The organism is Hoeflea sp. EC-HK425, from assembly GCF_902498795.1.
GTDB classification, from domain to species: domain Bacteria; phylum Pseudomonadota; class Alphaproteobacteria; order Rhizobiales; family Rhizobiaceae; genus Hoeflea; species Hoeflea alexandrii.
This window is the reverse complement of the sequence record NZ_LR701572.1, coordinates 1431464-1455859: the sequence shown is the minus strand read 5'-3', so window position 1 is coordinate 1455859 and position 24396 is coordinate 1431464. Positions and strand designations below refer to the sequence as shown.

Sequence of the window (24396 nt, the reverse complement as noted above, 5' to 3'; positions counted from 1 at the left end):
GCCAATGAAACTCCCGGCGGGTTTAACGGCGGCAAGCCGGACGGTCAACGCCGGGCGGTCAGGGAAACCACATTCTCGCCGCCGCCATTGGTGGCGGTCGAGAAGAAACGCTTGATGTTGCGGGCAGCCTGGCGGATGCGATGCTCGTTCTCGACCAGCGCAATGCGGACATGTTCGTCGCCATGTTCACCGAAGCCGATGCCGGGTGCGACCGCCACATCGGCCTTTTCCACCAGAAGCTTGGAAAATTCCAGCGATCCGAGATGCTTGAACTGGTCCGGGATCGGCGCCCAGGCAAACATTGTCGCCGCCGGCGGCGGCACAACCCAACCGGCCTTGCCGAAGCTGTCCACCAGCACGTCGCGACGGCGTTTATAGACCGAGCGGACTTCAGCAATGTCGGAGCCATCACCATTGAGCGCTGCGGTCGCCGCCACCTGGATCGGAGTGAACGCGCCGTAGTCGAGATAGGATTTGACCCTTGTCAGCGCGGAAATCAGCCGCTCGTTGCCAACCGCGAAGCCCATCCGCCAACCCGGCATCGAAAAGGTTTTCGACATGGAGGTGAATTCGACGCAGATGTCCATCGCGCCCGGCACCTCGAGAACCGAAGGTGGCGGCATGTCGTCGAAATAGATTTCGGCATAGGCCAGGTCGGAGAGCACGATGATGTCGTGTTTCCTGGCAAAGGCCACGACCTCCTTGTAGAAGTCGAGCGTCGCCACATAGCTGGTCGGGTTGGACGGGTAATTCAGGATCAGTGCCAGCGGCTTGGGGATCGAATGCCGCACGGCGCGTTCAAGAGCCGCAAAGAAACTGTTGTCCGGCACCACGTCAAGCGAACGGATGACCCCTCCAGACATGATGAACCCGAACGCATGGATCGGATAGGTCGGGTTGGGACACAGGATCACGTCGCCCGGAGCGGTAATCGCCTGGGCCATGTTGGCAAACCCTTCCTTCGAGCCCAGCGTGGCGACCACCTGTGTGTCGGGATTGAGTTTGACGCCAAAACGTCTCTGGTAATAATTGGCCTGGGCGCGCCTGAGCCCCGGAATCCCGCGCGAGGTGGAATAGCGGTGGGTACGCGGATCCCGGACCGCCTCACACAATTTGTCGACGATGGCCGTGGGAGTCGGCAGATCGGGATTGCCCATCCCGAGATCGATGATATCGGCGCCCCCGGCCCGCGCCGACGCCTTCAGCCGGTTGACCTGCTCGAAGACATAAGGTGGAAGTCTGCGGACCTTGTGAAATTCTTCCATGGAATTCCCCGGAATTGTGGGCTTGACTGCGCTGTCTGATCGCACGGATTTGCGTCCAAACCAAGTCAAACGCAAGCGCTAATTCTCGATTTCCTGCTGCGTGTCATTGCCATGGTTGGCCGCAAGCGCCCGCAATTGCCTGAGCCGCGCCTCGTATTGGGCCCGCGCATCGGCCGTGGTGGCCCGGTTTCGCAGCAACTCGGTCATCTCGGCTTCCGCCGCCAGCTTGTCCGCTTCGCTCAATTGCACATTTGCCGCGACAGGCTGCCGGCCAAACGTCGGATACCGCCCGCTCCGGCTGGCGCCGGCAGCGACGAAATCGCTGGTTCTCGCCGGAGCGGTCTTTTCGATCGGGACAGGCGAAATGAAACCGGGATTGTTGCGCACCACCCCCGGCGTTGAGCTGCCGCCTCCGGCCGCCTCCCCGGGTGGTGGCGTTGTCGCGTCAGAAACTGTCGTCTCATCCACCGGCAGGACATCGGACCGCACGACCTGGGCCTGCCTCGGGGCCGCGTCTTCCAGCGAGGCGGTCTGGCAGCCGGCCACGATAAGGCCGGCGAGGCAGACAAGTGCGGGACGAATTCTCGGTCTCATGATCGTGATTATTCCGGTCTCCACCAAATGGTGGTCATGACATGGACAAAAAAAGCCCGTATCAAGAAAGGATAGATGCCAGTAACGGCACACAAGCAAAGCAAGTAAGCCGATTTAAGGCAGAAGACGGGCCGGAGGCAAGCTCGGGAACTCAGGAGGAGGCGCCACCATGGCGGACAAGGGGAAAACCACGGCCGGAAAAGATGGCGCGGAGACAAGCTCATCTCCTGCGGACGCCTATATTGTCAGGAACCCCGAAGCCTTTGCCCGCAACGTCGCACGCATGCTCGAAGGCCTTGGCAAGGCAGCCTCCGCCTGGGTGGAACCACGCGAAAAGGGCGAGGTCGTCGACACCGTTTCCGAACCCATGGCCGACATGGTCAAGACCTTTTCCAAGGTCGGGGAGTACTGGCTATCCGATCCCAAACGCGCGCTCGAGGCACAAACCTCTCTGCTGACAGGCTATTTCGACATGTGGAGCCAGTCAGTCAAGCGCATGTCCGGCGAAGACGAAAGCCCCAAACCGAAAACCGGCGACAAGCGCTTCTCCGATCCTGATTGGGAGAACAATCCGTTCTTCGAGTTTCTCAAGAACGCCTATTTCATCACGTCGGACTGGGCCAACAAGCTTGTTGACGACAGCGAGGGCTTGGACGAGCACACAAGGCACAAGGCCGCCTTCTATGTCCGCCAGATCACCAGCGCGCTGTCACCGGCCAATTTTCTCGCCACCAATCCCGAGCTCTACAAGGAAATGGTCGCGTCCAATGGCGAAAACCTGGTCAAGGGCATGCAGATGCTTGCCGAGGACATCGCTGCCGGCAAGGGCGAGTTGCGGCTGCGTCAATCCGATGCGTCGAAGTTCAAGGTCGGAGAGAACGTCGCCGTTTCGCCTGGCAAGGTAATCGCCCAGAATGAAGTCTGCCAGATCATCCAGTACGAGCCTTCGACCGAAACCGTTCTCAAGCGCCCCCTGCTGATCGTGCCGCCCTGGATCAACAAGTTCTATATTCTCGACCTCAACCCCAAGAAGTCGTTCATCAAGTGGGCGGTTGACCAAGGTCATACGGTCTTCGTGATATCCTGGGTCAATCCCGACCAGCGTCACGCCACCAAGGACTGGGAAGCCTACTCGCGCGAAGGCATTTCCTTTGCACTCGACACAGTCGAAAAGGCCACGGGCGAGCGGGAGGTCAATGCCATCGGCTATTGCGTCGGCGGAACACTGCTGGCCGCGACCCTTGCCTTGCACGCTCAGGAAAAAGACAGCCGGATCGCCACCGCTACCTTCTTCACCACGCAGACCGACTTCACTTATGCCGGCGATCTGAAGGTCTTTGTTGACGAGGCTCAGATCGCTTCAATCGAATCGGCGATGGAGAAGAACGGCTATCTCGACGGGTCCAAGATGGCGACCGCCTTCAACATGCTCAGGGCGTCCGACCTGATCTGGCCCTATGTCGTCAACAACTACCTCAAGGGCAAGGATCCGATGCCCTTCGACCTGCTCTACTGGAATTCGGATGCGACCCGCATGCCCGCGGCCAATCACTCCTATTACCTGCGCAATTGCTATCTCGAGAACAACCTTTCCCAGGGCAAGATGGAGCTCGCCGGCAGAACGCTGAAGCTCGGCGACATCAAGATCCCGATCTACAATCTGGCCGCAAAGGAAGATCACATCGCCCCTGCACGCTCCGCCTATATTGGCGGCAAGCTGTTTGGCGGCGATGTCACCTATGTGATGGCCGGATCCGGGCACATCGCCGGCGTCGTCAATCCGCCGGAAGCTGGCAAGTACCAGTTCTGGTCGGACGGCCCGCAGAATGCCGAGTTCGAAGACTGGGTAGCCGGCGCCCGGGAAACGCCCGGATCCTGGTGGCCGCACTGGCACAACTGGATCCGCGAGGGCTCCGATGAAGAGATCCCGGCCCGCAAACCCGGCGGCAAGAAACTCAAGCCACTCGAGGATGCGCCGGGTTCTTATGTTCGTGTCCGGGTGTAAGCGGTCCGACACGGATGCGAGCACTAAACGCCTGGCCCGCTAGACCACGCGAGTTTCCAACACGGCGCGCACTGTGTTAGTGGCGGAGCATGAAGTTCGACCCGCCGCTGGTGCCTGCCACTCTCATCCGTCGCTACAAGCGCTTCCTCTTCGACGCGGAGCTTGAAACCGGCGAACGGATCACCGGGTCGTGTCCCAATACGGGCTCGATGCGCGGCCTGACAACGCCCGGCTCGCGCTGTTTTCTCACCCGGCATTCCGGAGGCACCCGCAAATATCCTCACGCGCTGGAACTGGTCGAGGCGGACGGCACCCTGGTGGGGATTAACACCGCGCGCCCCAACCGGCTGGTCGCTGAAGCCATCGATAAGGGCCTCATCGGATCCCTTGGCCGCTACGCCGAGCGCAAGGCCGAGCAGAAATACGGGACCAGTTCACGCATCGACTTCCTGCTGAGCGATCCGGTGAAGGGATTGGCCTATGTGGAAGTCAAGAACGTGCATTTTCGCCGCAACGGCCGCCTGGCAGAGTTTCCCGACAGCGTTACCAGCCGCGGCGCCAAGCACCTGGAAGAACTTGGCGACATGGTGGAGGCTGGACACCGCGCCATAATGGTCTATCTCATTCAGCGCGACGACGTCGACAGCCTCAGCTTGTGCCGTAATCTCGATCCGGCCTATGCCTTAGCCTTCGATCGCGCCATGAAACGCGGGGTTGAAGCTTGCGCTATACGATGCAAGATCACATCTGAGCATATAGATGCTGAAACGATGGTTCCCGTTGAGGAATCCGGTGTAAACAGCGTATCATGAAGCAATACCGGCCCTTGCGGCCGCGACAAGACAGAGTGAGCCTGACATGGTTACCTATATCGATGCCGCTTCGGCCCCGATGAAAAACACCGGCCAGATACGGCTTTACGGCCCGGAAGGCTTCGAAGGCATGCGCAAGGCGAGCCAGATTACCGCCCGCTGCCTTGATGAACTGGTCAGCCGCGTCGTTCCCGGTGTCACCACCAACGAGATCGACCGTTTCGTCTACGAATTCGGCATGGACCACGGCGCCCTTCCCGCAACACTCAACTACCGCGGCTACACGAAATCCTGCTGCACCTCGATCAACCACGTCGTCTGTCACGGCATTCCCAATGACAAGCCACTGCGCGAAGGCGAGATCGTCAACATCGACGTCACCTACGTGCTCGATGGCTGGCATGGCGATTCAAGCCGGATGTACCCCGTCGGCGAGATCAAGCGCGCTGCCGAGCGGCTGCTGGAAATCACCCACAAGACGCTGATGCTCGGCATCGAGGCGGTCAAGCCCGGCGCGCGGACCGGCGCCATCGGCGAAGCGATCCAGAAATACGCCGAAGCCGAACGCTGTTCGGTGGTCCGCGATTTCTGCGGCCACGGCGTCGGCAAGCTGTTTCACGACGCGCCCAACATCCTGCATTACGGCCGCGCCGAAGAAGGTCCGGAAATGCGTCCCGGCATGATCTTCACCATCGAGCCGATGATCAATCTGGGCCGTCCCCACGTCAAGGTTCTCTCGGACGGCTGGACAGCCGTGACCCGTGACCGATCACTGACGGCACAGTACGAGCACACGATCGGCGTCACAGAAACCGGATGCGAGATCTTCACCCTCTCGCCAGCCGGTCTGGACCGGCCCGGCCTTCCCGCATGACATCACGCCGTCGCCCAGGTCTGAAGGAGGAGGGACCGGAGGCAGACGGCATGAACGATGAACGTCTTGGAGCTGAGCCTTCCGAAGACATGCCGCAGGACGAACGCACCTATTTCGCCGAGAGCCGCCAGGGCAAGACCCGCGGACAGGCGCTGGGTCCCGGAGCTGACGCCGCACCTGCCGCACGCGACGAGCATTTTCACGGCCACCGCGATCGGCTGCGTCAACGCTTCCGCGACGGTGGCGACCGGGCGCTCGCCGATTACGAACTGCTCGAGCTGCTGCTGTTCAGGCTGATCCCGCGCCGCGACACCAAGCCGATCGCCAAGGCGCTGCTGGCCCGGTTTGGCTCCCTGGCCGAAGTGCTCGGCGCACCGGCGCACCTGCTTACCGAGATCAAGGGCGTCGGAGAGAGTGTCGCTACCGAGCTCAAGCTCACCGCTGCAATCGCCCACCGCATGCTCAAGGGCGAGCTCAAGGACCGGCAGGTGCTGGCCTCCTGGACGTCAGTGATCGAGTATTGCCGCGCGGCGATGGCGTTCGAGGCCCGCGAGCAGTTTCGGGTGCTGTTCCTCGACAAGAAAAATGCCCTCATCGCCGACGAGGTGCAGCAGACGGGTACAGTCGATCACACGCCAGTCTATCCACGCGAGGTGGTCAAGCGCGCGCTCGAACTCTCCGCCACCGCGATTATTCTGGTCCACAATCACCCTTCCGGCGACCCGACCCCGTCACGCGCTGACATCGAGATGACCAAGCTGATCATCGACACCGCCCGCCCGCTTGGGATCACGGTCCATGACCACATCATTATCGGCAAGGACGGCCATGCGAGCCTCAAGGGGCTGAAGCTGATCTAACCGGACGCGGATTCGTCCCATACCCTCATTTCGGAGCTGTCGAAAAACCGTTCGGAATCAGTCCGCACCTCCTCCAGCCGTTCCTTCTTCATCTTGCCGAGCGACCCCATGATGAGTCCCATGCGGTGGTTCTTCTTCAGAACCTTCTCGTTCTCGGACAGGAAATTCCAGTAGAGATAGTTGAACGGACAGGCCTTCTCCCCGCTCTTCTGCTTCACATCGAACCGGCAGGAACCACAATAATCACTCATCTTGTTGATGTAGGATCCCGAGGCCGCATAGGGCTTGGAGGCGACGAAGCCGCCATCGGCGAACAGGGCCATGCCCACCACATTGGGCATCTCCACCCATTCATAGGCGTCGGAATAGACGATCAGGAACCACTCCTGGACCTCACGCGGATCAATGCCGGCAATCAGGCAGAAATTGCCGATCACCATCAGCCGCTGGATATGGTGGGCATAGGCGTTGGATCTGGTTTCAGAGATCGCCTGACCCAGGCAGTTCATCGCCGTCTCGCCGGTCCAGAAGAACCCCGGCAGGGGGCGCGTCGCCTCCAGCGCATTGCTGTTGGCATAGTCAGGCATCTTCAGCCAGTAAACACCGCGAATGAATTCGCGCCAGCCAATGATCTGCCGGATGAAGCCTTCGACCGCGTTGAGCGGCGCGTCTCCGTCCCGATAGGCCTGCTCGGCCTTTTCACAACACTCACGCGGGTCCAGCAGGCCGCAATTGATCAGCGTCGAGAGGTGACTGTGAAACAGCAGCGGCTCGCCCTGTTTCATGGCGTCCTGCCAGTCGCCGAAACAGGGAAGCGCTTCGGCCACGAACCAGTCGAGATAGGCTTTCGCATCCTTGGCCTTCACCGGATAATCGAAGGGTTCGAGATCGCCAAAATGCCCGTCAAACCGGTCGGCGACGAGCTCCATCACTGCGCGCGTGGTCTCGTCGGGTGCAAATTCGGGACGCTTCGGAACCTTGATCGAATCGGGCAGCGACTTGCGGTTCTCGGCGTCATAGTTCCATTCTCCGCCGGTAGGCTCGCCATCGTCCATCAGATATCCGGTCCGCCGCCGCATCTCGCGGTAGAAATACTCCATCCGCAGTGATTTCGGCTGACCGCCATCATCTTTCGTCGCCCAGCTGACGAAGTCTTCATGGCTCGCCAGAAAACGGTTATCGGCCAGGATGTCGAGATCGACGTCAAGTTCCTCGCGCCAGCTCTCGGCCGCCTCGAGCACCCGCATTTCGGACGGCTCCGTCATGACCACGCGGGCCGCGTCATGCCGTTCCACCGCTTCGGCCAGCGCGCTGCCGAAATCGCCAGGACTGTTCTGTGCATCCAGGCACAGATAGTCGACCGTAAAACCTTCGTCCCGGAGATTTTCGGCGAAGTGCCGCATGGCCGAAAACAGGAACGCAATCTTCTTCTTGTGATGTTTGACCGAAGTCGCCTCGGCCATCACCTCCGCCATGAAGATCACATCGGTGTCGGGTCGGGCATCTTCAAGGCTTGAAATCCAGCGCGACAGCTGATCGCCCAGGACAAATCTCAGTACTTTGTCTTTTACCATGAGGTCTCCCGGCTCAGGCCAGAAATGCCGCAACCATCAGCGGCGGGCCTGCCCTACCTACGGTGCCGGATGCGATATGGATTGCCGGGCACGGGACTGGCCGGCATCCGTCTGCCGTCGGCAAATGCTGCCCACAAACGCAAAAACGCCGGAGCAAGCCCCGGCGTTTTTCCGATCTGGGAACGAAGGGCTTACTCGGAAGCCGCTTCATCCTTCTTGGCGGCCTTTTTCTTGGCAGGCGCCTTTTTCTTCGCGGCCGGCTTTTCCGAGGCTTCCGCCTCGTCTTCGGCCATCAGCTCGTCCTTGGTCACCGTCTTGTCGGTCACCTCGATGACGGTCATCAGGTGATCGACGGTCTTTTCTTCGAAGATCGGCGCGCGCAGCGAGGCGACGGCGCCGGGTGTCTTCTGGAAGTATTCGTAGATTTCCTGTTCCTGGCCCGGGAACCTGCGAACCTGTTCGAACAGCGAGCGCTGCAGCTCTTCGTCGCTGACTTCGACACCGGCCTCTTCGCCGATCTTCGACAGAACCAGTCCAAGGCGGACCCGGCGCTCGGCCAGGGCGCGGTACTCTTCCCGCGCGGCTTCCTCGGTGGTGTCCTCGTCGGCGAAGGTCTTGCCGTTGTCGGACAGTTCCTGGTTGATCTGGCGCCAGATGCTTTCGAACTCGGCGTCGACAAGCTTCGACGGCGTATCGAACTTGTGGGCTTCATCGAGCTGATCAAGGATCTGCCGCTTCAGCTTCTGGCGGGTGACCTGACCATACTGATCTTCGATCTGCGACCGCACGATCTCGCGCAGCTTGTCAGCCGACTCCAGGCCCAGCGTCTTGGCCAGTTCGTCGTTGATTTCCAGCTCGCCCGGTGCGGCAATGGCCTTGACCTTGATATCGAAGGTGGCTTCCTTGCCGGCAAGGTGTGCAGCCTGGTATTCGGCAGGGAAGGTCACGGTGATGACCTTCTCGTCACCTTCCTTGAGGCCAACCAGCTGCTCCTCGAAACCCGGAATGAAACGGTTCGAGCCGATCACCAGCTCCGCATCCTGGTCGGCGCCGCCTTCGAAAGGCTCGCCATCGACCTTGCCGAGGTAGTCGATCGTCACCTTGTCGCCGTCGGCGGCCTTGCCCTTCTTGGGCTCGAAGCTGCGGCTGTTTTCGGCAACGCGCAGCACCTGCTCCTCGACTTCTTCGGCAGGAACTTCAACCACTTCACGGACAACCTTCACGCCCGAAAGATCGGCGATATCGAATGCCGGGATCACTTCGTAGGACATGGTGAACTCGAAATCGGCCGCACCGTTGAGGATCTGGTCGGCTTCCTTCTCGTCCTCGGTCATCGAGATCTCGGGCTGGGTCGCCGAGCGTTCGCCCCGCTCTGCAAGGATAGAGGCCGGCTTTTCCTGGATCATTTCATTGACCAGCTGCGCCATGATCGACTTGCCGTAGACCTTCTTCAGATGCGAGATCGGCACCTTGCCGGGGCGGAAGCCCTTGATCTGCATCTTGCCCTTGGCTTCGGCAAGCTTCTCGTTCATCTGCGATGTCATGTCCGCAGCCGGAACGACAATCTTCAATTCGCGCTTCAGCCCTTCGGCAAGCGTTTCGGTTACCTGCATGTTCAAACCTTCATTTCCTCGCGACTGCGACCGTTCGGGTTGGCCCCGCGACTGGGCCGGTTCTCCGGCGTCGCTTGTGGCTTTCTTCATTATAAGCCCCAGACCGGATCAACCGACTGAATGCCTTTCGTGCACGCCCTGCCATCCAACACCATGCGGTGATCGGACCGGACCTTAATCTGGTGCGGGTAGAGAGACTTGAACTCCCACGCCTTGCGGCACCAGAACCTAAATCTGGCGTGTCTACCAATTTCACCATACCCGCTCTTAGGGCCGCAAAACCACGCTCGCGCGAGGCGACCCTGAACGCGGTCGCTCTATATCACCCGATTGCCGGTGATCAAAGGAAAAATCACCCCGAGCGCAAGGGATTTTGAGGCCTAATGATGCACCTGGCGGTTTTGAAGCCGGCTTTTCAGTACAACGGCTCCTCATATAGGGTCTCGCCGTCGATCATCAGGCGGGAAATTTGTGGCTCTCCATCCTCCGACACGCGAACCGCGACTCTTGTCCGGCCTTCGTTCTGCGCCTTCTCGATCTCGAGCCCCTCGCCTTCGGGAACATAATACCTTTCGATCCCAAATCTCAGCGGACCAATGGAATTCAGCCCGCCGTCGGGACGAGCGATCGTTATCCGCACTGGCAGCGACCTGAGAACCACGAGTTCCTGCACAGCCATCACCGAGGGCTTCGAGAAACGAGCAGCCTTGGGGACATAGGCACCATCGCCGCCCGGTGCCAGGATCAGCCACACCGGCGCGGTCGTGTCCTGCGCGGGCCAGCCGCCCTCGATAAGGCCTTTATCTATGGATGAGATGTCGGTGTAGCCCAGACGGACATAATCTCCGCGCATCAGATCGCGCGGATCGACCGGTTCGGTCTTGAGCACGATTTCAGCCCCGTCACGCAGGATTGCGGCGCGGCCCTGTATCATCAAGACCAAACTTCCGACCAGAACAACGCTGCACACGATCGCTGCCAGCAGCGGATTGAGTTCGCGGCGGAGCAGCCTATCCAGCATGCTCATGACAGGCCCTCCCCGCTCTTGAAGCGCTTTTCAATCTTCATCACGACAAAGGCGACAACGGCCAGCACCACGCCCCCGAAGAACAGAAAGCCGGAGCTGCCCAGAAGTGAGCCCAGGGTTTCGCTGACCACATAGATGGTTTCGCAGGCAAAGGCGAAATAGGCAAAGGTTCGAATCAACCGGTTCTCTCTGCCGGCCATGATGAGCAGGATGACGCTCGCTGCCAGAATGAGCCCGGCCAAGCCCATCTCCCACGCAAGGCTGGCATCATGGAGATCCAGCTGAACCATGCCGAGCCCTGACAAGATCAGAAAGGCGCCATAGGCCGACAGCACCCCGTGCCGCGGCACCACGCCGGCCAGAATCGGAGGCGCAAGCGATCCCATGACAAAGGCTGCAACGCCGATCACCGCCAGCATGTAGCCCGGATTGCTGTCCGTCGTCTCGACAACAACCCAGATGACCCATCCAAGACAGAGTAAAGCGCAAAGATGCCCCGCGACGACGGAGCGCGACCGCCAGGCCGACACCCCGATCGCAATCGCTACCGCCAGCACACTCAGGTATGCAGCCACATTGATCAGGTCGACCGACCGGAAATCGAAGACTGAGGCCTCAGCGAAAAGGTAGCCGAGACCCAAAAACCCTGCACCGATGGCGGCCATCGCCGACGAAAACGCCAGCGATACGACCAGCGCCCCAATGGTCCATGTCAGCATGAAGGCGGCTTCGTCACCACTGAGATGATACATCTGCCCCACCAGGGCGACACCTGCCCCGTAGCACAGCACCGCAAACACAAGTGCCGCTTCCATCACCCAGCGGGCGTTGCGGCGCACGGCAACGGCCGCCGCCACCAAGGCGCCCACAATAAAGAAGATGATCATTGCCACACGCACGGGCCGGGCGATGGCTTCCCAATTGGCCGCGATGAGCGCCACGACCGCGCCACCCAGCAGCAGGGCAGCCAGTACCGCCAGCACGCTGGAAAGGCTGAAGCCTGTATGGCGACGGTCATGATCCTTGAGCAGTGCCTGGCCTTTCTCCGGCTCAAGCAGCCCGGCGCGGACCCAGTGATCGATTTCGCGCGACAGGTATCTCCGAAACATCTGGCGATTCTTCCCTTGCAGCAGCCGGTTTCGAGATTACATCAACGGCCCGACCGCACAACGGCGAGATTTAAGGCACACTGCCCGCTGATTGAGGCCACATTGCACAGCTCTGAGGCAAATATCACTGGATCACCACCCAGTTATGCGTTCTCGGAATGGCTTCCATGACGATATTGCACTGCACAAATCGATTGAATGCCCCTATATTCGAAACATCGGAACGCCACGGTGGTGAACCGGACAACAGCAGGACAAAGGACGATCGACCATGAAACTGATCCAATCCTACGCCAGCTGGCGGAAGTACCGCGAAACCTGCGTCGAGCTGAACCGGCTTTCGGAACGCGAGTTGAGCGATATCGGCATGACGCGGGGCGATATTCCATTCGCCGCACGGCGCGCCCTGTAACAGATTTAGGAATTCGGAGCGGCATCCTCCTCCTCCCAATAGCCGCTTCGATGTGACTGGCGTTCATCCTCCTCCCGAGCGTCAGTCTCCCAAAATGACGCCCACCGGATCCTCCTCCCCCGGTGGGCGTTATTTTTTTGCCCGCATTGCATCATCCCACCGAAGATCATCTCCCTTAAAGCCCGCTGGTCAGCGCGCTTCTTCGAGCCGCTGCCATTACGCCCAGCGGCACGGATCGCGCTCACTGATTGCCAAGCCATTTTCCAAACCATGCAAATTAACGATCATTAACAACCGTTTGTTAAGACGCAATGCACAAACCGCATGGCTCCTTTGCAATATTTTGCACTGCACAAAACACCCGTTTGCACCTATATCAGGATCAACCAAACACGGCGGCCATTCTTCGGAACGGCACCACATCGAAAGGAAAAGACCATGAACTTCCGTAAGGCATACAAAGACTGGCGCGAATACCGCAACACCGTCAACGAACTCTCCCGCATGTCCGAGCGCGAACTCAACGACCTCGGCATCTCCCGCGGCGACATCCCCTTCGTTGCACGCCGTCCCGGCCAGTAAACGGCAACAGCCCTGACCGGTCCGATTGACCGGTCATGTCAAACGGCGCCCTGGAAACAGGGCGCTGTTTCTGTTTGAGCACTTGGTAAAGTCTGCAGGCGTGTCCGGTCACCCCGATCGCGGCAGTGCCCAACTATTGATCACGTCGAAGTATTGACAATCCGATAATCCAGCCATTCCGGGCTTGCATATCAGGGCTGCGATTATTGCGCTGCACAAATGGGCAGCAATCGCCTATATGACAGGCATAAGATTGCTTACATCGTCATCACCGCCCGAACCGGGCGCACCTCAGGAGACTGCCATGAAGATTCTCAGCAGAGCCCGCAACTGGATGAAATCGCGCCAGACTGCACAGGAACTCGCAAACCTTTCCAACGAGACCCTCGCCGACATCGGCCTGACCCGTTTCGACATCGACAACGTGGCCCGCGGCCTGCGCACCCGCTGATCGCATACACAATGTCCGTTCGTTACGGCGTCCCTCGGGGCGCCGTTTTCGTTTTGGTCGAACAGAAAACAACTTTGAGACGGCAACTCGGCCGTGGTAAATGGACGCCATGACCCAGACCAGACCTTCACTCGCCCCCATCCACGTCGTCGGCGGCGGCCTCGCCGGCTCCGAAGCAGCCTGGCAGATCGCCAGGCGCGGACTTCCGGTGGTCCTGCATGAAATGCGCCCGGTGCGGGGCACAGACGCCCACAAGACCGACAGCCTTGCCGAGCTGGTCTGTTCCAACTCGTTCCGTTCCGATGATGCGGAAAACAACGCCGTCGGCGTCATTCACGCGGAAATGCGCATGGCAGGTTCGCTGATCATGTCCTGTGCTGACGCCAATCAGGTTCCCGCCGGCGGCGCGCTTGCCGTCGATCGTGAAGGCTTTGCCCAGGCCGTAACCGATGCGATCCAGGCCGAGCCGCTGATCACCATCGCACGCGAGGAAGTCACCGGCCTGCCGCCGGCAGAGTGGGATCAGACCATCATCGCCACCGGACCGCTGACCGCACCGGGGCTCGCGGAAGCCATCAGTGCCGAGACAGGCCAGGACGCGCTGGCCTTTTTCGATGCCATCGCACCGATCATCCATACCGATTCGATCGACATGTCGGTCTGCTGGTTCCAGTCCCGCTACGACAAGGTCGGGCCTGGCGGCTCCGGCAAGGATTACATCAACTGCCCGATGGACAAGGATCAGTATGACGCCTTCATCGACGCACTGATCGCCGGCGACACCACCGGCTTCAAGGAATGGGAAGGCACGCCCTATTTCGACGGCTGCCTGCCGATCGAGATCATGGCAGAGCGCGGCCGCGAGACCCTGCGTCACGGGCCGATGAAGCCGATGGGGCTGACCAATGCGCACCAGCCCGACATCAAGCCCTATGCGGTCGTACAGCTGCGCCAGGACAATGCTCTCGGCACGCTTTACAACATGGTCGGATTCCAGACCAAGCTGAAATACGGCGCCCAGGGCGACATCTTCCGGATGATTCCGGGCCTTGAAAACGCTGAATTTGCAAGGCTCGGCGGCCTGCATCGCAACACTTATCTCAACTCACCGCTGCTGCTTGACGGAACCCTACAGCTCAAGAGCAGGCCCGGCCTGCGCTTTGCCGGGCAGATCACCGGTTGTGAGGGATATGTCGAAAGCGCGGCCATCGGGCTGCTGGCCGGCCGCTTCGCCGCAGCCGAGCGCCTTGGCGACGAACTGTCCGCGCCGCCGCTGACATCTGCCTTCGGCGCACTGCTCAATCACATCACCGGTGGTCACATCGTCAGCAACGATGAGCCGGGCAAACGCTCGTTCCAGCCGATGAATGTCAATTTCGGGCTGTTTCCGCCACTGGATCCTGGCGCCATAGTCCGCCCGGAAGGTGGCGGCCGCTTCCGCGGCAAGGAAAAGGCCAAGGCAAAGAAACAGGCCATGGCCCGCCGTGCCCTGAATGACTTCGGTGCCTGGCTGGGTCAGTCCGGCGCGCGGCAGGCTGCCGAATAGCGCCCTTCTTCCAATCGAACGATTGACCCACGCCTTCTGGCGTTTCACCATGCCCTTCTTAAACACAGGGGTGAGCGTCATGGGGTTTGAAAGCGGGGCAATCAACGCAAGTACCAAAGGCTTCGCGGCAGCAGCAATGCTTGCCGCTGTTGGCGCAGCGCCAGCTCAGGCTGCGGCGGAATGCGCCGATGCGGTCCGCGCCCTGATACAGGGCTCGCCATCGATCGAGGTACCGGTGAAAAGCAGGTCGATCACGACGATGGCCGGTGGTCTGAAAATGGTCAATCTCGGACTGACCGAAGGCAAAAACCACCTGACGATGGACGAAAACGGCGTTCCGGTTTCGCTCTTTCGCGAAGACAAGTTCTACACTACCGCCGACAAGGGCGAGACCTGGACGCTGGTGCAGACCTATTCGCCCGAGGTGATGGCGCAGACCCGCGAGGGACTTGCCTCCCAGGCCGAGAACGCAACCAACATCACCTGCAACTACGGCGTCGACCTGGATGGCAGGTCTGTCAACCACTTCACCGTGGACTACGCTATCTACAACACCGGCACCCCGGTCCACAGCGAGTACTGGGTGGACCCCGAAACCGGTTTTGCCTGGAAAGCCAGAACAGTCACCGATCCCGGCGGCAACGAGATCATCATCGAACAGGTGAGCGAGCCTGCGCCGGGGGAAAGCCCGCCCGACCCGGACAACTGACCGCCGGGTTTCAGGCTGGTAACGGTGCCATTGCGCGGGCAGCTATTCCGCAGCCGCTACCGGCGTCGATGCACCGGGGCCGGTAGCGCGGCCTGGCAGGCCCGGCATGCCGGCGGCCTCAGGATGCAGTGCTACATAATCGGCCTTGAGCAGTTCCGAGCCTTTTCGCGACCCGTCGTGGCTCCAGCCCGGCGGCGCGAACAGATAGGACAGCCTCTGCCTGATGTTCAAGCCTGGCCGCATCGCATCCCTGAACATGTCGACCCATTCATGAAAGGCGACCCGCACCGGGTTGAACGTGCCGATGTTCTTGACGATGCCGTAGCGCGGCATGTCCTCGTCGAGTTCGGGAACGAAGGTGCCGAACATCCGGTCCCAGATGATCAGCGTGCCGGCATAGTTCGAATCGAGATAGCGCGGATTGGTGGCATGATGCACCCGGTGGTGTGACGGCGTGTTGAAGATCGCCTCGATTGGCTTCCACATCCGGCCAATCGTCTCAGTATGGATCCAGAACTGGTAGACCAGGTTGAGACCGCCGACAAACAGCAACAGCACCGGATGAAACCCGATCAACGCCAGCGGAATCCTCAGGATGAACATGCCGGTGAATGTTCCGGTCCAGCTCTGCCTGAGCGCGGTTGAAAGATTGTAGTGCTGCGAGGAGTGGTGAATCACATGCTCCGCCCACACCCAGCGACAGCGATGCGCAATCCGGTGGTACCAATAGTAGCGCAGATCATCGAGCAGGAAGCAAAGCGCTATCACCCACCAGGAGCTGCCGAGGTCAACGAGGCGGAACTGCCAGGCCCACATCAGGACGCCAAAGGCTATGAAGCCGAGCAGCAGGCCCGATGCCACATTGCCCACCCCCATCAGCAAAGAAGTCGTGGTATCGCGTGTCTCATAGTCGCCACGCCCCTTGAGATAGCGGATCACGAAGACCTCTATGAGGATGGCGATCACGAAGAACGGAATCGCCATCTGCGTTACATCGGGAAAATCCTTGAGGTCAGGCATTGCCGTTTTCCTCAGGTGTTTCATGCCCGGGGCTCGCCAGGGCAAATGTGCCGCAAAGCCAGAGCGAGACCTCCGCAGCGTCCTCGGTCGAATCGAAAACATAATCTCCGCCCTTGAGCGTCGATTCGTGGAACTGTACCCGCAGACCAGGCTGCTCCTCGAGAGCTTCCACGCTGACGTCGCCGGGAAGGATCAGCCGTGCCACCTGATGCCGGCCCATACTTTGTATGAAGCCGGTCTTGCCATCCGCCAGCCTCAGGAAGCTGGCATTGCCGTCCTTCGTCATGGTGACGGAGCGGATCGCCTCACCGGGATAGGCGCGGGCGAACTCCATGATGACCTCGCCGTGGTCACGACCGGTCCTCTGGCGCGATCCGCCGGTATAGTGAACCACGCCGATCACCAGCATGACCGCGAAGGCGACGACAACGATCAGGGCTCCAAGACTCATGCATTCCTCCGACTGACGTAGCTTGCGACCGCGTCAACGTCTCGTGACTATGCCGCTCCAGCTAACACTGCGCAAGCCACCACAGAATCCTTGCGCGAGGCGGTTTTCCGCACAAATCGAGCGAGCATCAATGAAAAACTCAGATACTTCCGCGCCGCGCGGCGCTCCAGAGCTGCCACTGCCGCCGCCATTGCGGCAAGCGAACCGAGGTGCTGAGGCAGCCGGCGCCCTCGCGCTCGGCTCTGGCAAAAACCGATTCGGCAAGCGCGACCGGCAGATAGGCCGGGCGGGCGGAAGCCGGAACACCGGTCAAGGCCCGCCTCGCCTTGTCGAGATGCTCGCGACCGAAGCCGCCGAAGGCACGAACCGCATTCGTCACCCTTTCGGTTTCCGTGCCAACCAGGAAGGCCTCGCGATCGAGCCCGGTCGCCGCCAGCAGGTCACCAGGAATGAAGACCTGTCCCCGCGCCTGGGAAATGGGAAGCATCAGCAGATGCCCTGCCACGGCCTGCGCAACGCCGGCATGGCCACTGGCCGTCGCGCTCAGCGTGGAGGCATCCGGATCGATCAAAAACGCCGACATCTGCAGAAGCGCGGAAGCCGTCTCGCCCGCGTAGCCCTCGTAACTGGTGCGGTCAGGCATCGGATCGTCATAGAGATCGAACACCCGCGCGTCACACATGGCAATCAGCGGAGCGACGGGCATTGCCCGCCGCTCTATTACCTCAACCAGGGCGGAAGCAACCGGATGCGCCCGCGCCTCGCTATCCCTTTGCCCCGACAGCACATCTCTCCACCACTGCAGACGGACTTCCCCGGGCAGGGCTTCGCGAATCCTGTCACGGATGGACGCGATCTCGGCGTTGAACAAGAACAGCGCCAGCAGGTCGTTGCGAACGGCGTCAGGCATCAGCAACAGCGAGAGGTAGCGGTCGATATCCGCTTCGCGAAGCGCTGCCAGCATGCCTGGCCGGGAACTGTCAGCCGGCTGCGTTGACGAGGCGGCCATCCGCTCAGACAGCGATCAGCGCGACTGCCACCGCGCGTGATTCGGCCAGCATCACATTGTAGGTACGCACCGCGGCCCCCGTGCTCATGGGATCCGAAGATACATTGGCAGCCCGCAGTGCCGCTTTCAGATCGACCGGCAAGGGCCGGATCGAGGAGCCGGTGCCAACCAGCAGGAACTCTATGTCCCCGGCTTCATCGAGAACGCGCCGGAACTGCTCCATGTTCAGCGGCATATCCTCCGTCACATCCCAGCCGTGCACGCCAGACGGCAGACACAGGATTGAGCCGCGGTGCGACATCTCCGCAAACCGGAACCCGCCATTGCCATAGGCGTCTATCGGCGGCCTTCCCGGAAAATGCGCCTCGCGGATCTCGATGCCTGACCCCATCCGTCAGGCCCTGCTCTGGCCCGGCATCTCGGGAGGCGTCTCTCCTTCGGTCTCCGTATCCAGCCCAACCCGGAAATTGTCCGCACGGAGCTTGAAAAGGATCAGCACCGGCGCCGCGATGAAGATCGAGGAGTACGTGCCCACAGCGACACCGAAGATCATGGCGAATGTGAACGAGCGGATAACCTCGCCGCCAAAGATGAACAGAGCCAGAAGCGCCAGAAGCGTCGTCACGGAAGTCAGGATGGTGCGCGGCAACATCTGGTTGATCGATAGATCAAGCAGACCGGTCAACGGCATCTTCTTGTAACGCCTCAGGTTCTCGCGGACGCGGTCATAGACGACAACCGTATCGTTGAGCGAATAGCCGACAATTGTCAGCACCGCCGCGATACTCGACAGGTTGAACTCTATACCCGACAACACGAAAATCCCGATCGTCAGCACCACATCGTGCAGCGTCGCGATAATCGCGCCGAGCGCAAACTGCCACTCGAACCGGAACCAGATGTAGACCAGGATCGCAAGCAGGGACGCAATCACAGCGATCGTGCCGGCCTGGGCCAGCTCGCCCGACACCGTCGGTCCGACAACCTCGACACGGCGGATGTCGTAATCGCCCTCGAGTTCGCCGCGCACCAGGGTGATGACGGTCTGCTCGGCATTCTCGCCGCCGCCCTGCGCCTGAACCCGGATCAGCACTTCACGCGGTGAACCGAACTCCTGTACCTGGATATCGCCAAGATTGAGTTCGGACATGCGTGCGCGGATATCGGCAACATCGGCATTGCCTTCCTTGGCCTGGACCTCGATCATCGATCCACCCTTGAAGTCGATGCCGTAGTTCATGTTGATCGTGGCAAACAGAACCATTGCACCGACCGAGAGTACGGCCGACAACATGAAGGTGAACCTGCGCAACTTCATAAACCGAAAGGTGAAATCGCGGATGATGCCATCCAGCGCCCCCCTCGGCATTGATTTTGGCCGCCTGCGCTTGACCCACTCGGCCACCATCCACCGGGTAAAGGTGAAAGCCGTGAACACGGTGGTGACGATACCGACGGCAAGCGTCACCGCGAAGCCGCGTACCGGACCGGTGCCGAGATAGAACAGGATCACGGCTGCGATCAGGGTGGTCACGTTGGCATCCAGAATGGTCGCAAACGCTTTAGAGAAGCCCGCGTCGATGGCCTGAATCAGTGATCGGCCCGAACGGTGCTCCTCGCGGATGCGCTCGTAGATCAGCACGTTGGAATCGACCGCCATACCGACGGTCAGCACAATACCCGCAATACCAGGCAAGGTCAGCGTCGCGCCGATCATGGTCAGCACCGCCATGATCATCACAACGTTGGCAATCAGCGCCAGATTGGCGATGAAGCCAAGCATGCCGTAGGCCACGAACATGAAAAACAGCACCAGGACCGCGCCAATGATACCGGCGATTTCACCGGCGGCCACCGAATCGGCGCCGAGGCCGGGCCCGACGGTCCGCTCTTCGATCACCGTCAGGGTTGCGGGCAATGCACCCGCGCGCAGCAGGATCGCCAGATCGTTGGCACTCTGAACATCGAAATTGCCGGAGATCTGTCCGGTACCGCCGAGAATCGGTTCGCGGATCACCGGTGCCGAAATCACCTGTTCATCGAGCACGATGGCAAAAGGCAAACCGACATTCTGCGTGGTTGCCTGGCCGAACCGCTGCCCACCTTTGGAATCGAAGCGGAAGCTGACGATCGGCTCATTGGTGCGCTGGTCATATCCGGCCTGCGCATCGACCAGGTTTTCACCCGAAACCAGGACAGAACGCTGAATGAGATAGGGAATCGGCGGGTCATCAGTTGTGTAGAGAACTTCCGAATTTGCCGGCGGTCGACCCTGGATGGCTTCCTGCACCGGCATCGTGGTGTCCACCATGCGGAAGGCCAGCTTGGCGGTCTGGTTGAGCAGGCTCTTCAGACGCTCCGGATCGTCAAGACCGGGAACCTGGACGAGGATCCGGTCAGCACCCTGCCGCTGGATGACTGGCTCGGTCGTTCCGAGTTCGTCGATACGCTTGCGCACCACTTCGATCGACTGGGTAACGGCGGACGAAATCCGGTAGGTGATGCCGTCATCGGTCAGAAGAATCCGAAGCTGGCCAGGCTGCATTTCCTCGATTGTGGCCTCGGAAACAGTACCACCGCCGAACAGGCCGGAATTGACCGGCTCGGTCAGCTCGGAAAGAACTGTTTTAGCTTCCTCTATCCGTGCATCGTCGCGGATCCGGACCTGAACCATCTGCCCGGTGCCAGACAATCCGGTGTATCCGATGCCGGCCTCACGCAAAAGCCGCCGCACGTCATCAACCGTGGTTGTCAGGCGATCCTTGATAATGTCCTGCCGCTCCACCTGCAGCAGCATGTAGGAGCCGCCCTGCAGGTCGAGACCGAGAGTGATTTTCTTCGAAGGCGCCCAATCCGGCAGGCTGTCCGCCTGCTGCTGGCTCAGAAGATTGGGGAATGCGAACACCACACTGGCGAGCACGGCTAGCCAGATCAGGGTTGTTTTCCAACGGGAGAAATAAAGCATGGGGCTCTCGGTTCATCCTCGGGGACGAAATGGGGTTAGGTAATCAATGCCGCCGGCACGCGGACAGGACCGGGATCCTGTCCGCGATTTGCGGTTATTCCTTGACCGGCTCGCCCTTGACCCGAACGTCCGCGATCAGGCTGCGAACGAGGCGCACCTTGACGCCGTCGGCGATTTCAACTTCGAGTTCCGCGTCATCAATCACCTTTGTGACCTTGCCGACAACACCGCCACCGGTAATCACCTGGTCGCCGCGCCGCACGTTCTTGAGCATCTCCTCGCGCTTCTTCATCTGTGTCCGCTGCGGCCGGATGATGAGGAAATACATGATCACGAAGATCAGCAGGAACGGCAGGATCGACATAAGGATCTCGCCGCCACCGCCTGCGGTCTGGGCATAGGCCGGGGTAACAAACATGAAAAACTCCTTGAAGATAAGGCATGGCGGCCTTCACGGGGCCTCCAGCGGTCGAGCGGAATATAGTGGCAAGATGGCCGAATGCAACGCAAACATGGCCCCTTTCCAGCTGATTTCACGCTCAAAACCGCTTTTCGGCGTCTGTCCAGCGTGCTACCCGGTTTTGACAACCAGCCGCCCGCCGCTTTTACCGGTGTTAAGCAAGACATAGCCCGCGCCGTGCCTTCCGGAGCCCGTACCGTATCTTGAATGGGCACGACACCGCAAACGCCGACCCACGGGCGCCCTGAGACATGGACCAGCCATATGCAAGATGAAATCGCCCGCCAAATCCTTGCGGAACTCACCCGGCTCTCCCGCGCGGTCGAATCCCTGGCGCCGGCAAGATTGGCAGAGAATGATTTCGATGCCGCACAGTGTTTTGTGTGGAACGCAGAGGCTGCTCATCTCGCTCCGGTCGCCAAGCCGAACCGTATCGATATAGGCCTTATCAAGGGCGTAGATCATGTCCGCGACATCCTGGTCGACAACACCCGGCGTTTTGCCCGCGGGCTGCCTGCCAACAATGTCTTGCTGTGGGGCGCGCGCGGCATGGGAAAATCCTCTCTGGTCAAGTCAGCTCATGCCGAACTGGCCGCAGAGGCCGAGACCATCGCACCTTTGAAGCTGGTTGAGATCCACCGAGAGGACATCAACAGCCTCCCCGAGCTTATGGCCATTCTCAGACCGGCCACCGCCCGCTTCATCCTGTTTTGCGATGACCTGTCCTTCGACCATGATGACACTGCCTACAAATCGCTCAAGGCAGCTCTTGATGGTGGCATCGAGGGACGGCCCGACAACGTCGTGCTCTACGCCACCTCCAACCGCCGTCACTTGCTGCCGCGTGACATGATGGAGAATGAACGCTCAACGGCGATCAACCCCAGCGAAGCCGTCGAGGAAAAGGTCTCGCTCTCCGACCGGTTCGGACTGTGGCTCGGCTTTCACAAGTGCTCCCAGGAGGACTATCTCGAAATGGTCGACGGCTATGCTCAACATTTTGGCCTCGAGACCGCTCACGAAGACCTGAAGGCTCAGGCGCTTGAGTGGTCGACCACACGAGGCGCACGCTCCGGTCGCGTAGCCTGGCAGTTCATACAGGACCTGGCGGGTAGGAGCGGACAGAGGCTCTGAGGCGCACCGCATCGAACCCGCCCCAAATTGTGCGGTTCAATCTTTTGTTTTTAAATGTCTTTACCGCGGTGCCGGTACAATTCTTGTGCGGAATGCACTGGCGCAGTGCCACCGTTAGCCCGCCAACGAAAAAGGCCGGCACCTTGCAGCACCGGCCTTTTGCGTTTTGCCTGGAGGGGCATCTATTCCAGATACTTCATCGGATCGACCGGTGAGGCGTTCTTGCGGACTTCGAAGTGCAGACGCGGGGTCTTTGCCACGCCTGTCATGCCGGAATTGGCGATCACCTGACCGCGTGCCACCTTGTCGCCACGGTTGACCTGAAGCTGGTCGGCGTGGGCATAGACCGTGACAAGGCCGTCATCGTGCCGGATCAGAACAGTCTTACCGTATTCCTTGAGCCCGTCGCCCGAATAGATCACCACACCATTCTCAGCGGCCTTGATCGGCGTTCCCGTCGGCATCGAGATGTCAATGCCGTCGTTGCGCTTGCCATTTTCGCTCTTGGCAAAGCCGGTGATAACCTGTCCGCGCGCAGGCCAGCGGAACTTGCCGATGCCGGTGGCTGCAGGCGCAACGGCTGCGGTTTCCACCTTGGTCTTTGCCGCGACAGTGTCGGTCGCTGCACTTGCCGGAGGCGTGTAGGCCTTGGGCGCCTTTGCCTCCGGAACCGATGCGGTCGATGAGGGTTCGAGCCCGGCTGCACCGGTTCCAGGGATAGAGAGCGCCTGCCCGATGCGGATGTTGGAGCCCGCCACGTTGTTGGCAGCCTTCAGCGCATCGACGCTGACACCATGGTTCCGCGCGATCTTGCTCAGCGTATCGCCACCCTTGACGACATAAACCCCACCGGCAGCCTGTCCAGTGTTGGAGGCAGGGCCGGAGACGGCCTGGTTCGAGGCCGACTGGTTTGACGGGCTGCGCAGGACCGGTGCGCTCGGCAGGACCGCGACGTCACGACCCGGCGACGGCGCAGGTACCGGCAGTCTGTCATGCTTGACCTCGCCGACAAGACCGGAACTGGAATGCGACGCCCGCGTCTTGGGGTTGTTGTCCGGCGCAGACACCGGCGCCTGCCGCGAGTAGACATAGACCGGAATCAGCAACTGCCGCCCGCTCGCCACATTGGAGGCGTCGGTGATGCCGTTTGCCTTCATGATCTCGTTCGCCGGAACTCCATAACGCTTTGACAGGTTATAGATGGTCTCACCCTGGCCCAGCGTGATCCGTGTGGCGCCTGCGGTGGTCCAGCCGGCGCTCTGCGGCGCTGAACCGGTAACGATCGGATCAGGCGCCAGAACCGGATCGGCGTTCTGATAGCGCGGATTGACCGGGACCGAGGAGGACAGTTGCTGCGGGCGCTCGGGGAAAGCCTGTGCCTGGGGCGCCTGGGGTGCCTGAGCGGCAGGCTGGGACATCGGCTCAAGCAACGGCTGCTGAACCGGCTGCCGCGACGGCAACACGTTGCGCGCAACCGAAGACACGCGCTGCACTCCGTTGGTGATGATGTTCGAGGACGAAGACGCCACCCGCGCCACCGAACCGGGTATGGACCCCGTCGATCCGGGGTCGTATGCCGGCTGTGACGGCGACCGGTAGTCTCCCGGAAACGCCTGGGACACCGACGCAGGAGCGGCCGGATAGGAGTTGTTCTGGGGAAAGGAATTGCTCTGCGGATAGGCAGGCGCCTGCGGGAAACCCTGCGGAGCCTCGCCTGCACCGATATCACCCATCGGGGCAAGCCGGTCGGCGGACGGCTGCGGTACGGAAGCCGTCGTCAACTGATCCGTGTTTCGATAGGCGAAGCGGCTGGCGTCCGAGCTGCACGCGGCAGCAGAACCCGCCAGGAGCGCAACACCGAGCAAACGGGTTACCGAAGCACCGGAAACAACAGTCTGTCTGAGACGCATAACACTACCCAATC

At 60.6% G+C, this 24396-nt stretch carries 22 protein-coding genes, 1 tRNA gene and 1 pseudogene; 10 read left to right on the top strand and 14 right to left on the bottom strand.

Going from position 1 to position 24396, the window contains the following annotated elements:
• Window positions 1–44: 44 nt before the first annotated feature.
• Together SPHINGO391_RS09655 and SPHINGO391_RS09650 are read right to left on the bottom strand one after the other, a co-directional pair.
• Window positions 45–1265 carry an LL-diaminopimelate aminotransferase gene (locus tag SPHINGO391_RS09655; protein WP_152008634.1) on the bottom strand — a complete coding sequence of 407 codons (1221 nt, stop codon included), beginning with the start codon at window positions 1263–1265 and terminating at the stop codon, window positions 45–47.
• 78 nt (window positions 1266–1343) lie between these two features.
• Entirely contained in the window at window positions 1344–1859 is a 516-nt protein-coding gene (locus SPHINGO391_RS09650; protein ID WP_152008633.1) for a hypothetical protein, read from the bottom strand.
• 169 nt (window positions 1860–2028) lie between these two features.
• Here SPHINGO391_RS09650 and phaC point away from each other — a divergent pair, with 169 nt between their 5' ends.
• From phaC to radC, 4 genes and pseudogenes are all read left to right on the top strand, one after another.
• Complete coding sequence (phaC, locus tag SPHINGO391_RS09645; RefSeq protein WP_152008632.1) at window positions 2029–3864, top strand: class I poly(R)-hydroxyalkanoic acid synthase; 1836 nt, start codon at window positions 2029–2031, stop codon at window positions 3862–3864.
• An 89-nt stretch (window positions 3865–3953) separates the two neighbouring features.
• The gene (sfsA, locus tag SPHINGO391_RS09640; protein WP_152008631.1) at window positions 3954–4676 is read left to right on the top strand and encodes a DNA/RNA nuclease SfsA; all 723 of its coding nucleotides are present in this window, start codon (window positions 3954–3956) and stop codon (window positions 4674–4676) included.
• A gap of 46 nt (window positions 4677–4722) precedes the next feature.
• Window positions 4723–5550 carry a type I methionyl aminopeptidase gene (gene map / locus SPHINGO391_RS09635; RefSeq protein ID WP_152008630.1) on the top strand — a complete coding sequence of 276 codons (828 nt, stop codon included), beginning with the start codon at window positions 4723–4725 and terminating at the stop codon, window positions 5548–5550.
• A gap of 194 nt (window positions 5551–5744) precedes the next feature.
• Window positions 5745–6410: pseudogene (gene radC, locus SPHINGO391_RS09630) on the top strand (DNA repair protein RadC); the annotation flags it as partial.
• On the opposite strand, the gene SPHINGO391_RS09625 reads toward radC, so the two are convergent.
• The 5 genes from SPHINGO391_RS09625 to SPHINGO391_RS09605 form a co-directional block, all read right to left on the bottom strand.
• On the bottom strand, window positions 6407–7984 hold the full coding sequence (locus tag SPHINGO391_RS09625; protein WP_152008628.1) for a cryptochrome/photolyase family protein: 1578 nt from the start codon (window positions 7982–7984) through the stop codon (window positions 6407–6409). The pseudogene radC and the gene SPHINGO391_RS09625 overlap by 4 nt on opposite strands.
• 191 nt (window positions 7985–8175) lie before the next feature.
• On the bottom strand, window positions 8176–9597 hold the full coding sequence (gene tig / locus SPHINGO391_RS09620) for a trigger factor (RefSeq protein WP_152008627.1): 1422 nt from the start codon (window positions 9595–9597) through the stop codon (window positions 8176–8178).
• Window positions 9598–9777: 180 nt separating this feature from the next.
• Window positions 9778–9862, bottom strand: a tRNA-Leu gene (locus SPHINGO391_RS09615).
• Window positions 9863–10012: 150 nt separating this feature from the next.
• Window positions 10013–10624 (bottom strand): GDYXXLXY domain-containing protein, encoded by a 612-nt coding sequence (locus tag SPHINGO391_RS09610; RefSeq protein ID WP_244615155.1) that lies wholly within the window; start codon window positions 10622–10624, stop codon window positions 10013–10015.
• Window positions 10621–11733: a DUF2157 domain-containing protein gene (locus tag SPHINGO391_RS09605; protein ID WP_152008626.1), complete on the bottom strand. Its 1113-nt coding sequence runs from the start codon at window positions 11731–11733 to the stop codon at window positions 10621–10623. The genes SPHINGO391_RS09610 and SPHINGO391_RS09605 overlap by 4 nt, the downstream gene beginning before the upstream one ends.
• 271 nt (window positions 11734–12004) lie before the next feature.
• Between SPHINGO391_RS09605 and SPHINGO391_RS09600 the strand changes: the two genes are divergently transcribed.
• The 5 genes from SPHINGO391_RS09600 (at window position 12005) to SPHINGO391_RS09580 (ending at window position 15433) form a co-directional block, all read left to right on the top strand.
• Entirely contained in the window at window positions 12005–12145 is a 141-nt protein-coding gene (locus tag SPHINGO391_RS09600) for a DUF1127 domain-containing protein (RefSeq protein ID WP_152008625.1), read from the top strand.
• Between the two features lie 438 nt (window positions 12146–12583).
• The gene (locus tag SPHINGO391_RS09595) at window positions 12584–12727 is read left to right on the top strand and encodes a DUF1127 domain-containing protein (protein WP_152008624.1); all 144 of its coding nucleotides are present in this window, start codon (window positions 12584–12586) and stop codon (window positions 12725–12727) included.
• 304 nt (window positions 12728–13031) lie between these two features.
• Window positions 13032–13178, top strand: a complete 147-nt coding sequence (locus tag SPHINGO391_RS09590) for a DUF1127 domain-containing protein (RefSeq protein ID WP_152008623.1) — start codon at window positions 13032–13034, stop codon at window positions 13176–13178.
• A 109-nt stretch (window positions 13179–13287) separates the two neighbouring features.
• Window positions 13288–14724: a methylenetetrahydrofolate--tRNA-(uracil(54)-C(5))-methyltransferase (FADH(2)-oxidizing) TrmFO gene (gene trmFO, locus SPHINGO391_RS09585; RefSeq protein WP_152008622.1), complete on the top strand. Its 1437-nt coding sequence runs from the start codon at window positions 13288–13290 to the stop codon at window positions 14722–14724.
• Window positions 14725–14803: 79 nt separating this feature from the next.
• The gene (locus tag SPHINGO391_RS09580) at window positions 14804–15433 is read left to right on the top strand and encodes a hypothetical protein (RefSeq protein ID WP_152008621.1); all 630 of its coding nucleotides are present in this window, start codon (window positions 14804–14806) and stop codon (window positions 15431–15433) included.
• A 42-nt stretch (window positions 15434–15475) separates the two neighbouring features.
• On the opposite strand, the gene SPHINGO391_RS09575 is transcribed toward SPHINGO391_RS09580, so the two are convergent.
• The 6 genes from SPHINGO391_RS09575 to yajC form a co-directional block, all read right to left on the bottom strand.
• Window positions 15476–16453: a sterol desaturase family protein gene (locus tag SPHINGO391_RS09575; protein ID WP_152008620.1), complete on the bottom strand. Its 978-nt coding sequence runs from the start codon at window positions 16451–16453 to the stop codon at window positions 15476–15478.
• On the bottom strand, window positions 16446–16904 hold the full coding sequence (locus SPHINGO391_RS09570; RefSeq protein ID WP_152008619.1) for a hypothetical protein: 459 nt from the start codon (window positions 16902–16904) through the stop codon (window positions 16446–16448). The genes SPHINGO391_RS09575 and SPHINGO391_RS09570 overlap by 8 nt, the downstream gene beginning before the upstream one ends.
• 139 nt (window positions 16905–17043) lie before the next feature.
• A complete protein-coding gene (locus SPHINGO391_RS09565; protein ID WP_193217246.1) occupies window positions 17044–17868 on the bottom strand; it encodes a phytoene/squalene synthase family protein in 825 nt (274 codons plus the stop codon).
• Between the two features lie 49 nt (window positions 17869–17917).
• Window positions 17918–18304 (bottom strand): Mth938-like domain-containing protein, encoded by a 387-nt coding sequence (locus SPHINGO391_RS09560; protein ID WP_193217245.1) that lies wholly within the window; start codon window positions 18302–18304, stop codon window positions 17918–17920.
• A 3-nt stretch (window positions 18305–18307) separates the two neighbouring features.
• Window positions 18308–20878 carry a protein translocase subunit SecDF gene (gene secDF / locus SPHINGO391_RS09555; protein ID WP_152008617.1) on the bottom strand — a complete coding sequence of 857 codons (2571 nt, stop codon included), beginning with the start codon at window positions 20876–20878 and terminating at the stop codon, window positions 18308–18310.
• A gap of 94 nt (window positions 20879–20972) precedes the next feature.
• Window positions 20973–21296: a preprotein translocase subunit YajC gene (gene yajC, locus SPHINGO391_RS09550; protein ID WP_152008616.1), complete on the bottom strand. Its 324-nt coding sequence runs from the start codon at window positions 21294–21296 to the stop codon at window positions 20973–20975.
• A 306-nt stretch (window positions 21297–21602) separates the two neighbouring features.
• Here yajC and SPHINGO391_RS09545 point away from each other — a divergent pair, with 306 nt between their 5' ends.
• On the top strand, window positions 21603–22472 hold the full coding sequence (locus SPHINGO391_RS09545) for an ATP-binding protein (RefSeq protein ID WP_152008615.1): 870 nt from the start codon (window positions 21603–21605) through the stop codon (window positions 22470–22472).
• A gap of 182 nt (window positions 22473–22654) precedes the next feature.
• Here the strand turns inward: SPHINGO391_RS09545 and SPHINGO391_RS09540 are convergent, their stop codons facing one another.
• Entirely contained in the window at window positions 22655–24382 is a 1728-nt protein-coding gene (locus SPHINGO391_RS09540) for a peptidoglycan DD-metalloendopeptidase family protein (RefSeq protein WP_152008614.1), read from the bottom strand.
• Window positions 24383–24396: the final 14 nt, after the last annotated feature.